General features: G+C 64.5%; 10 protein-coding genes. 3 read left to right on the top strand and 7 right to left on the bottom strand.

From position 1 onward, the window contains the following. Nucleotides 1-202: 202 nt before the first annotated feature. Nucleotides 203-1,216, bottom strand: a complete 1,014-nt coding sequence (locus RFM52_RS32435) for a sugar-binding transcriptional regulator (protein WP_320298067.1) — start codon at nucleotides 1,214-1,216, stop codon at nucleotides 203-205. 152 nt (nucleotides 1,217-1,368) lie between these two features. On the opposite strand from RFM52_RS32435, the gene RFM52_RS32430 reads away from it, so the two are divergent. Then, complete coding sequence (locus RFM52_RS32430) at nucleotides 1,369-2,151, top strand: hypothetical protein (protein ID WP_320298068.1); 783 nt, start codon at nucleotides 1,369-1,371, stop codon at nucleotides 2,149-2,151. An 18-nt stretch (nucleotides 2,152-2,169) separates the two neighbouring features. Here RFM52_RS32430 and ptsP read toward each other — a convergent pair whose 3' ends face one another. Genes ptsP through RFM52_RS32405 form a run of 5 tightly spaced genes read right to left on the bottom strand, consistent with a single transcriptional unit; the run spans nucleotide 2,170 to nucleotide 6,882 of the window. Next, nucleotides 2,170-4,149 carry a phosphoenolpyruvate--protein phosphotransferase gene (gene ptsP / locus RFM52_RS32425; RefSeq protein WP_320298069.1) on the bottom strand — a complete coding sequence of 660 codons (1,980 nt, stop codon included), beginning with the start codon at nucleotides 4,147-4,149 and terminating at the stop codon, nucleotides 2,170-2,172. A 47-nt stretch (nucleotides 4,150-4,196) separates the two neighbouring features. After that, complete coding sequence (locus tag RFM52_RS32420) at nucleotides 4,197-4,577, bottom strand: PTS glucitol/sorbitol transporter subunit IIA (RefSeq protein ID WP_320298070.1); 381 nt, start codon at nucleotides 4,575-4,577, stop codon at nucleotides 4,197-4,199. A gap of 27 nt (nucleotides 4,578-4,604) precedes the next feature. Further along, the gene (gene srlE, locus RFM52_RS32415; RefSeq protein ID WP_320298071.1) at nucleotides 4,605-5,609 is read right to left on the bottom strand and encodes a PTS glucitol/sorbitol transporter subunit IIB; all 1,005 of its coding nucleotides are present in this window, start codon (nucleotides 5,607-5,609) and stop codon (nucleotides 4,605-4,607) included. A gap of 15 nt (nucleotides 5,610-5,624) precedes the next feature. Next, a complete protein-coding gene (gene srlA / locus RFM52_RS32410) occupies nucleotides 5,625-6,392 on the bottom strand; it encodes a PTS glucitol/sorbitol transporter subunit IIC (protein ID WP_320298072.1) in 768 nt (255 codons plus the stop codon). Between the two features lie 52 nt (nucleotides 6,393-6,444). Then, nucleotides 6,445-6,882 (bottom strand): transcriptional regulator GutM, encoded by a 438-nt coding sequence (locus tag RFM52_RS32405; protein WP_320298073.1) that lies wholly within the window; start codon nucleotides 6,880-6,882, stop codon nucleotides 6,445-6,447. A 189-nt stretch (nucleotides 6,883-7,071) separates the two neighbouring features. Between RFM52_RS32405 and RFM52_RS32400 the strand changes: the two genes are divergently transcribed. Next, nucleotides 7,072-7,713, top strand: a complete 642-nt coding sequence (locus RFM52_RS32400; RefSeq protein WP_320298074.1) for a hypothetical protein — start codon at nucleotides 7,072-7,074, stop codon at nucleotides 7,711-7,713. Between the two features lie 89 nt (nucleotides 7,714-7,802). Further along, complete coding sequence (locus tag RFM52_RS32395) at nucleotides 7,803-8,477, top strand: HAD family hydrolase (protein WP_320298075.1); 675 nt, start codon at nucleotides 7,803-7,805, stop codon at nucleotides 8,475-8,477. Between the two features lie 116 nt (nucleotides 8,478-8,593). On the opposite strand, the gene RFM52_RS32390 is transcribed toward RFM52_RS32395, so the two are convergent. Beyond that, nucleotides 8,594-9,766, bottom strand: a complete 1,173-nt coding sequence (locus tag RFM52_RS32390; RefSeq protein ID WP_320298076.1) for a DUF930 domain-containing protein — start codon at nucleotides 9,764-9,766, stop codon at nucleotides 8,594-8,596. Between the last annotated feature and the right edge of the window lie 196 nt (nucleotides 9,767-9,962).

Below are 9,962 nucleotides of genomic sequence, written 5' to 3'. Positions count from 1 at the left end.
GCTTTAAGTGTTTGATTTTAAGCATGTCTTTGTCCCGAAACCGGGCCCACTTTCGGGAGACATGCTTTAGGCGGCCTCCCACCGAGGAGTCACGAATCCGGACTCCGGATGAAGCTCGAATCCGGCCACTCCGACCATCTATATCCTCGAAATCCCGCGCGAAGGCAGCACGAACCGTCCGCGGCGAATCTATGCTCGCTGGCTAAGCCTCATGCGAGGCCAGCATCCGGCGCGCGCTTTCCTCGTCGGTGATCAGGATGGTCGGCGCAATCAGGTTCATGGCGCCGAGCAGCGCCTCGGTCTTCTCGGCGCCGCCGGAGGTGAGGATGCGGATCGGCGCCTTGCGCAGGCGGTCGACATCGACCGACATCACGTGGCTGTTGACGGGATGGTCGACCAGATCGCCGTTGCGGTCGTAGAAATGGAAGAGAAGGTCGCCGACGGCGCCGCGCGCCAGCAGGGCCTCGCGGTCCGCTTCCTTGAGAAAGCCGCCGCGCGAGAAGGTGGTGGCCGAAGCGATGCCGCCGACGCTCAGCAGGACCGCATCGAGCGCATCGGCCATCTCGAAGATCTCCTGCAGGCCGCAACGCTCGACCAGCGCGATCTTGGTCTCGACGCTGTCGACGACGGCCGGCGTCGGCATCAGATAGCCGTCACCCTGGAAGATCTGGGCGAAGCGCCAGGCGAACTCGGCCGGGTTGACACGCCGCGCGACGCCGACGCCGCCAAGCAGCGAGATCACGCTGAAATCTGCCAGCGATTTGGCGCTGATGAAGGGCAAGGTATGGAACAGCGTCACGCCCCAGCCGACACCGACCCGCATGCCCGATTTCATCGCGTCGGACAGGAACATGCCGGTCTTGGCAGCGATTGCCGGGATCGGATCGGCGTTGGGGTCGGTGAGCGGCGCGACCAGCGCCTGCTGCAGCCCGAAGGTCTTCTCCAGCGCCCGCTCCAGCCGCACGATCTCCAAAAGCTCGCTTTCAATGGTGATCTTCACCTCGTTGCGCGCCCGCGCCTCGGCAAGCATGCGCACGATGGTGACGCGGCCGACGCCGAGCACGTCGGCTATCTCGTTTTGCGTCATCTGCTCGACGAAATACATCCAGGCAGCGCGGATCCTGAGACGGTCGGTCCGGCTTTCGCTGACGACCTGCTCGGAGGCTTCAGCCGCCGCCCTGCCGTTTTCGGATTCGCCCTGCCGCCGCCTGCCCAATTTCCCCTCCAAGTCCGGCGATGATGCTGCCTCGCCGATTCTGCATGCTGGTTAAATATCGCCTATTGATCTACCAATCGAGACGAACAATCTAGAGAGGGCGACTGGCGCCCCAAGCCGTGACCGGCTTCAGCATTTCGAGGCAATTGGCGATGTTGCGACAAATTTCCGAAGATGTCCGCGCCAACCTGAAGGATCGGCTTCGGGAGCTGCGCGACGCGATCCGCCAAAACCGCCACGACAGCGCCGGCGATCCGTTGCGCGATATCGCCGGTAATTTGCCGCCCTTTCCGGGCCGCAGCCTGCTTGGCCATGCCGCGAGCGCCGTCGACGAGGCGCTGACGATCGCCGAATCCTTCGTTCCGCATTCCCGGCCGCTCAAGGTCGACGGCACGACCGTAAAAAGCCTGCGGACTTATTTCCCGCAGGGCGATGAAGACCGGCAGATCGGCGGCGAACGTCAGTTCAGGCGTGACATGTATTATCTGACCCGCGCGGTTCTCGCCGGTTACGGCATCGACAATCCGCGCGTTCACGAGGCGAGCTTTTCGGCCGTGCACGCCGCGATGCGCAAGCGTCACGCGGATCTTCTGGCCGGCGCGACGGCGGACGCGGCATCCACGGATCAGGTCGCCGCGGCTTGCGCGGCTCTGCTCGTCGAATGCCTCAACCACCGTCCGGTCCAGCCTGGCGAGATCGGGACAGGTCCGGCGATCGCCGGCGACCGGTCTCTCGACATCAGATGCCTTGCGCCGGTGGTGCTTGCCTGTGGACTGGCGACCAAGGCGGACGGCGCGCCCGAGCCCGACATTCTCGAGATCGCGGTGCTGGCCGCCGAAGTGCGGGAGGATCGCATCCGGCAAGCCTGCGCCCAGACCAATGCCGTCCAGGAACTGACACCGGTTCTCGCCACCCTGCTTGCGCATCTGACGTAACCGCCGCGAGGGAATCCGCTATCGTTCGGCCACCATGGCCGCGATGGTTTTCTTGGCGCGCTGGATCGAGGCAGGGCTCATGCTGAGCTCGGTCAGGCCCATCCCGACGAAGGCCGGGATCAGGTCCGGACGGCCGGCGGCCTCGCCGCACATGCCCACCATGATGCCAGCGGCGACACCCGCCCTGGCCGTCAGCTCGATCGCCGACATCACCGCCGGATTGGTGACGTCATTGAGCTTGGCCACCGTCGGATTGAGACGGTCGGCGGCCATGATGTACTGGGTCAAGTCATTGGTGCCGATCGAGAAGAACGCCACTTCCTTCGCCAGTGCCGGCGCGATCAGCACGGCGGCCGGCGTCTCGATCATCACGCCGAGGTCGAAGCTTGCATGCGGCACGCCCTCTGCCTTCAGTTCCGCCGCGCATTCATCGACCAGCGCGCGGGTGCGCGTCACTTCGGCGATTTCCGAAACCATCGGCAGCATCACCTTGATGTTGCCGTGAACCGCGGCGCGCAGCAGCGCCCGCAGCTGCTTTTTAAAGATGTCGGGCCGGTCGAGGCACATGCGGATGCCGCGCCAACCGAGGAAAGGGTTTTCCTCGTCAGGGAATTCGATGCCGGCGATAGGTTTGTCGCCGCCGATGTCGAGCGTGCGCACGATGACGGAATGCGGCGCGAACGCCTTGGCCAGGGCGCTATAGGTCTCGGCCTGCATGTCCTCGGACGGCAGATGCATGTGGCGCATGAAGAGCAGCTCGGTGCGGAACAGGCCGACGCCCATGGCGCCGGCTTCCTGCGCCGCCTCGATCTCCTCCAGCGAGCCGATATTGGCCGCGACCTCGATCACCGTGCCGTCGGCGCGCTTCGGGGTCACGCCCTTGAACACTTTGAGGCCGGCGCGCTCCTGCGCCGCAGCCTCGACGCGGCGGGTGAAGTCGGCCCGCGCGGCCTCGTCCGGATCGACGATCACATGCCCGGCATTACCGTCGATCGCCACTTCCTTGGCGGTGCGTAACTCGTTGACCTTGTCGCCGAGACCCAGCACCGCCGGGATGCCGTGCGAGCGGGCGATGATGGCAATGTGCGAGGTGGCGCCGCCATGGCCGCAGATCACGCCGCCGATGCGCTTCAGCGGCGCGCGCGCCAGATCCCAGGCGCCGATGTCGTCGGCGATCAGGATCGCGCCCTGCGGGATGGTCTCCAGGCTGACCTCGTCCTGGCCGAGCAGCACCAGGCAGATCTGCCGGCCGACGGCATGGACGTCGTCGGCCCGGGCGTTGAGATAGTGATCGTCGACCGCGCTGAAATCGGCGGCGATGGTGGCCGCGGCCGCGATGACCGCCGAGACCGCGTCGTCACCGCCACGGATCAGCCTTTCGACCTCGCCGGTAAGGCTGTCGTCGGCGGCGATGTCGCGCAGGGCCGCGACAATGCCACGGTCGCCGGCGGAGAGATTGTTCTCGGCTAGCGTGCGGTCCATGCGCGCCTGGACGCTGGCGACAGCGCCGCGGAAGCGCTCGAACTCACCTTCGATCTCGTCGGCCTGCAGGCGCCTGCCCGGCCCCTCGATCTCCGGCGGAAAATGCGCAAAGGCCGGCCCGATCGCCACGCCCTCGCTGGCGGCAACACCCTGGAGCTTGGGTGTTCCATCCGTCGGCGCGGCAGCCACGGGCGTCGCCTCCGGCGCAGGCGCGGCTGCTTGCGGGCCACCCTCGCCCGCGTCGCCCTCATCGTCGAGGCCGGCGCGCGGGTTCTCCAGATAGCCTATCAGCGCCTCGATCGCTTCGATGGCGTCGGCGCCATTGGCGCGCACGGTGACTTCCTGGTTCTCCTTGACCGCCAATAGCATCAGCTTGACCGAGCTCTTGGCGCTGACCGCCTTGCCGTCCTTGACCAGCTCGACGTCGGACTCGAAAGCCTTGGCGAGCTTCACGAACCGAGTCGCGGGACGGGCGTGCAAACCTTCGTGCACTCTGACGATGGTCGAGCGTTCCATGGCAATACTCTAGGTTTGGGCGCCGTCGACAGACAGCGCGGATATTATCAGGCGGCGATGGTGATGACAGCGCCCGGTGTAAGGGCGGCCACAAGCGCTCCGGTATCGACTTCGGATGCGCAAACCTCGCCCGGCCTTTCGGCCTCGGTCGCTCCGTTGAAGGAGATCACGACATGGCCCATCTCGCGGACCTTGCTCCATGCGGTGGAGCCGACCGCCGTTATCGTCGCTGACACTGGTCCGAGGGTGATCGATGCGCCCTTTTGCGGCGCGTCTTCACTAGGCTCCTGCTCTGTCAGGTGAAGCACCGAAACCTCGGCCAGCTCGGGAGGCGAGCCATCCGCGAACAGGATGACCACGCCGCCCTCGGCGAGGTCCGCCACTTCGGGTCCTATTGCTGTGACCCGTGTCTTGAGAAGAACCGACATATGGCGAACCTCGATACTTTTGATGGCTTAGAACACGATCAGGGAGACGACCCATGCGATCAGCACGGAGACGGGGCCCATGATCTGGCGGCTGATGAGCACCGCCGGCACGCCGATTTCGATCGTCTTTGGCTTGGCCTCACCGAGCGCCAGACCGACGGGAACGAAGTCGCAGCCCACCTGGGTGTTGTAGGCAAACAGCGCCGGCAGAGCCATTGCGGGCGAGATGGTGCCGTTGGCGATCTGCGGGCCGATGATGGCAACGCCGATCACCTGCGCGATGACCGCGCCTGGTCCCAGGATGGGCGACAGGAACGGCAGGCCACAGATGGCCGAGATGACCAGCAGGCCGACGATGTTGTTGGCCAGCGGACCCATCGGTTGTGCCAGCACGTCGCCGATGCCGGTATAGAGGATCAGGCCGATCAGCATGGTCACGAAGGCCATGAACGGCAGCACGTTGCGGATCACCTGATCGATGGTGCGGCGGCCGGAGTTGAAGAAGATGCCGACGACGCGGCCCATGACACGGCCGATCGAGCTGATCAGGCCGATCATCCCGCCTTCACTCGGCAACGGCTCGGCCGCCCTGGATGCAGTGTTGTTGTTTGAACTCATCGATGCCGCTCCCCCCGCAGTGGTGACCGCTTCGGAACCGTCCGCCATTGTGACGTTGGCCGGCTTCACGCCCGAAACGTAGATGTCTTCCGTGATGAACTGGGCGAGCGGACCCGCCTGGCCGACCGGCGTCAGGTTGACGGTCGGGATGCGCTTGCGCGGATAGACGCCGCAGCGCGCGGTGCCGCCGCAGTCGACGACGACGACCGCCATCTCGCTTTCAATCGGCGGCGCCTTGAACCCGTCGACGGCCTCGGCGCCGGTCATGTCGGCGATGAGCTGCGCCACCGGATGGATGCCGCCGCCGGTTACCGACACGACCTTGCTGCGCTGTTCGGTCGGTTCGATGACCAGTGGGCCGCCCCAACCGGTGGACCCCTTCGAAATCTTTACTGCCTTGTATGTCTTGGCCATGGTGTCCTCCCGCCCTTAGAGCTCGACGCCCTGGCGGCGTGCCATGATGGCCGTGATGCGCTCGGTCAGGATGCCCTTCAGCAGGATGACGACGAGGCCGACGATGGCGTACCAGATGGCCACCTTGACGTGATAGCCGTTGGCGATGACGCCCCGCTTCTCGAGGTCGAGCAGCGCAACCAGCATGCCGCCCCAGACGAAATATTCGCCGGGATTGATGTGCGGGAACAGGCCGAGCGGCGGATGCACATAGGACACTGCCGCGTCATAGAAGGCAGGCTTGTGCTTTTCTTCCAGGAAGGAGCCGAAGGTGTAAGCCATCGGGTTGGTGAGGAAGAACACCGACAGGACCGGCAGCACGGTATAGCGGGTCAGGGCGATGCGGCCGGCGCCGCGCGCCAGGCCGTGGACGCGCTCTTCGCCGACCAGTTCGGTGACGGCATAGAAGGCGGTCATCAGCACCACCAGCGTCGGAATGATGCCGGTGACGAAGCCGGCGAACACCTCGCCGCCCTTCTGGAAGATGCCGATGAAATACTTGCCGATCGCGGTCAGCCAGCCGAGCTGCTCTTCCTGCTGCACGTTCTTCAGCTGTTCCTTCAGCTGGTCGGCGGTGACCGGCGCGCTGTCGGTCGTCGCCTGCGCGAGGACCACGAGATGATCGGTGGCATGCCCGACGCCGAGCTTGCCGTGCCAGGCAGCGTCCGAGACCATGGTGCCTGCCACATGCAGGTTGTGCACCGCCAGGTCGGCATGCTGCGCCAATAATGTAATTACAGACATTTCTCCTCCTTATGACCCCTGCCGGTCATTCCCAGCCGGCCGCCGGTGTCGTTTAAGCCCTTGCTACGTTCAAGCCGGACAGGCCCGGCTTCTTCCCCGGCTCCGACCGCGCGCGGTCGATCTGCTCGATCGCCCGTTTCACGGCCTCGGCCACACCGGGTTCCCCCTCCCCCATGATCGCAGGGTTGGACCGGAGTCGATCGAGGGGGATGCCCTCGAATTCTTCATGTCGCTTGAACTTGGTCAGCACCGAACGACCGCTCATGACCATCATGCGGCGCACGATGAGATCCGGCGTCACGACGACGAGCGCAATCGTGCCCTTGGCCAGCCGTCCGCGGAAATTGCCCGCGCCGACGAAGCCGTCCTTGAACTCTCCGGTGACACCTTTGAAGACGTCCGAATAATGCCGCATCTGCAGCCAGACACCGAGCGATTGCAGCGCCCAGACAACAAAAAGCAGAAGCAGCGCCCACTGCCAGATCGCCATTTCGGTTTCCTCCCGAGTCTCTTTCTCCGGCACATATTGGACGGAGGCGAGATGACCCGAAAGTGAGAACATTTGTTTCCTCGAATGTCAACATGTATTATATTAGCCGCCATAACGCTCCACAGGCGGCTGGCCGATTTCGGCATCGGCAGCGCCTGTGCTAGCCTGTCGCCAAACGGGATATGAGACATGGATCTGCCTTTCAGGCACGAACTCGCGCTTATGCCGGACCTTCGTCACCGGCTGCGGCAGCTGCGCTGGTTTCGCGCCACCTTCCGCAGCAGCGCGAAGGTGGTGTCCGAGACGTTCGGCGTGCGTTTCGAGATCGACGAGGCCAAGCTGACACGCGCCTTCCTCGACTGGATCGAAGTCATGGAAGCGCAGAAGCGATTCGCGGCGATAGACCGCGCGGACTTCATCGTCTTCGCCGCCGGGCTGGTGCTGCGCGAGCTGATCCGGCAGGCGCCGGCGCGCGAGATTTCCGGCCTCACCGACATGATCGAGACGGAGGCCAATGCCGGCACGGCGGAAATCGTGCGCTTCTGGCCGGAAGGTTTCCTCTATACCAACTACTGCGTGTCGGCGATCCTGGCCGTGCACGAGCAGGAATTCGGCACGGCGCCCAGCATCGACAAATGCGCCGACGACCTGCGCATCTGGTGGTCCTACCGCGAGAACGCCACGGAAATGCCCGCCTATGCCGTGGCCTTCCTCGACCGCTTCCTCGGCGCCGAGCCCAACTGGATCACGCCCGACCGCGCGCAGTCGCGCCAGGCCATGCAGCGCGCGCTTGGATCCACGCCGGTCAGCGAGGCGCTGCGCCAGCTTTGAAGCGTTGGGGACCTAGCCGCCCTGCTATTGAACATCTGACTTTTTATCGATAGCGATGTGCGCATTGGCACAGGAGCCGGGAGAAGCGCGTGGCGCAACCTAGACTGATGATTTTCGATTGCGACGGCGTTCTCGTCGACAGCGAGCCGCTGGCCGCCAGGGCCTATGAGCGCGTCTATGAGAAGCACGGCATGCCGGGCGTCCATGGCGGCATCATTGCCCAATGCATCGGCATGAAGCAGTCCGACATCATCGTCAAAATCAAGGAACTCACCGGCCATCAGTTTCCGCCCGCCGCCGACGGCGACATCTGGGCCGAGACCAAGCTGCTGTTTTCCGAGGAGCTGAAGCCGACGCCGGGGATCGCGCCGTTCCTCAGCGCGCTTGCCGGCGACCGCTGCGTCGCCTCGTCATCCTCGGTCGAACGCATCAACCACAGCCTGTCGGTGACCGGGCTGTCGCGCTTCTTCGGCGAGGCGATCTTTTCCTCCTCGATGGTGAAGAACGGCAAGCCGGCGCCCGACATCTTCCTCTATGCCGCCGAGAAGATGGGCGCAAAGCCCGCTGACTGCATCGTGGTCGAGGATTCGCCTTTTGGCGTCCAGGGCGCGGTGGCGGCCGGCATGATCGCGATCGGCTACACCGGCGGCGGACATACCTATCCCGAGCATGGCGCACGGCTGAAGGCTGCCGGCGCCGATTTCGTCTGCGCCGACTGGCACGAAGTCGGGCGGCAATTGGCGGGGCTTGGCGTGCCGGCCTGAGCTAACGCTTTGTTGGAGCATGATCTTCTCCGAATACCGGTTCCCACTTTTCGGGATCATGTTTGTTAGAGCATGATCTTCTCCGAAAACCGGTTCCCACTTTTCGGGATCATGCTCTAGCGGAGGCTGGGGAAACGACGACGAGTCCAGTCACCGGGCGGGACCACTCCTCCCACACGGAAGTTGAAGGACAGGACCCTCGTCGCATCGGCGTCGACCTCGCAGCGGAAGCTCAGATCGTACCATTGCGTTGTCGTGCTGAAGGCGGCTTGCGGAGGGTTGAGAACATTGCCTTGCTTCAGGGGAATGGTCGGCAGCCATTTGGGCGAGTAGTCGGCGCTTTGCAATTCCTGGTTCAGGACGTTGGCGCAAAGATTGGCAACGCGCTGATCGCGCGGCACGCTCTCCATCGAACTCGTGGCCAGCGCGTTGCCGGTTGCACCCGGCGAGTAAAGCTTTCTGACGCCGGGCAGGCCGGAATAGATCGGCGATCCCGCAGCCTCGCTGTCGGCGGAGGTCGACCTTCCCGGGTTCCCGCTTGGCGCCCTCAAGGCCCTTGCGGATTTGAACTTCATCGCCTTGGAAGGTTTAGGCTTCGCCTTTTCGATTGAGGATTGAGGCGCGGGCTTGTCACCGGTCTCGGCGGTCAACGGCTTCGGTGGCGCGACCGGCTGCTCTTCGGTGGTTTGTGGCGCCGCCTGTTGTTTGTCGGGCTGCGGCTTGTCAGTGTCCTCGGTCGCCTGCTTCTCCTCGCTTTGCGCGGGTTTTTCGTCCGGCGCGGCGGTTGCCGGCTTCTCCTGAGCCTTGCTGGAATCCGCCTGCTGCTCAGGCGTTGCAGGAGCGGGCTGGTTGGGCGCAGGCTTCGGCGCGACCGGCGGCTTCCCGGGTTCGTCCTGGGCTGGCGACGGCGCATTGGCCGGAGCGCTGCCTCCGTTAAGAGATTTCTCCGGGCCGGTATCCTTCTCGCCATACTGGAAAACGCGTTTCAGAACCGGGATGTCCTGCGGTTTCGGCGGCTGCGGAGGCGGTGGCTTTTGCACGGCCTGCTCGGGCGGCTTTTCAGCCTTCTTTTCAGGCGTCGGCTCCGGCGGCTTTGGAGCGGGCTTCGGCTTGGGCTGCTCGGGCGGCGGCTCGATCGCAACGTTGACCGGCTGTTCCTGCTGGTCCGGCTGTTGCTCGGATCTCGTCGAGCCAAGGAACAGGAACGCTGCGATCAGGGCATGCAGGAATAGCGATGCGGCCAAGGCCCACCGCCAATTCCGAAACCATTCCCGCATCTTGCCGTTCATTGCGCCCGATGTGGAACGAAATAGCGGCGGCTTCAAGCACTTGCCGGGATTCGCGCGAGCTGCCGCCCTGACAAGTCGGTGATCACAGGCGTAAGAGCAAGCCCGATCGAGGCCTGCAGGCTTACACCAGCATGCTCATCGGGTTCTCGATCAAGCGCTTGAAGGCGCCGAGCAGTTCCGCGCCGAGCGCGCCGTC

This window comes from Mesorhizobium humile (assembly GCF_033977215.1).
GTDB lineage: Bacteria > Pseudomonadota > Alphaproteobacteria > Rhizobiales > Rhizobiaceae > Mesorhizobium > Mesorhizobium humile.
Note: the sequence above shows the minus strand (reverse complement) of the source record. Positions and strands in the feature narration are given on the sequence as shown.

Excerpts from the sequence above, each read along its gene's own strand:
- RFM52_RS32420 (WP_320298070.1), bottom strand. The coding sequence starts at position 4,577 with ATGTCGGTTCTTCTCAAGACACGGGTCACAGCAATAGGACCCGAAGTG.
- RFM52_RS32390 (WP_320298076.1), bottom strand. The coding sequence starts at position 9,766 with ATGAACGGCAAGATGCGGGAATGGTTTCGGAATTGGCGGTGGGCCTTG.
- RFM52_RS32405 (WP_320298073.1), bottom strand. The coding sequence starts at position 6,882 with ATGGCGATCTGGCAGTGGGCGCTGCTTCTGCTTTTTGTTGTCTGGGCG.
- ptsP (WP_320298069.1), bottom strand. The coding sequence starts at position 4,149 with ATGGAACGCTCGACCATCGTCAGAGTGCACGAAGGTTTGCACGCCCGT.
- srlE (WP_320298071.1), bottom strand. The coding sequence starts at position 5,609 with ATGGCCAAGACATACAAGGCAGTAAAGATTTCGAAGGGGTCCACCGGT.
- RFM52_RS32400 (WP_320298074.1), top strand. The coding sequence starts at position 7,072 with ATGGATCTGCCTTTCAGGCACGAACTCGCGCTTATGCCGGACCTTCGT.
- srlA (WP_320298072.1), bottom strand. The coding sequence starts at position 6,392 with ATGTCTGTAATTACATTATTGGCGCAGCATGCCGACCTGGCGGTGCAC.
- RFM52_RS32430 (WP_320298068.1), top strand. The coding sequence starts at position 1,369 with ATGTTGCGACAAATTTCCGAAGATGTCCGCGCCAACCTGAAGGATCGG.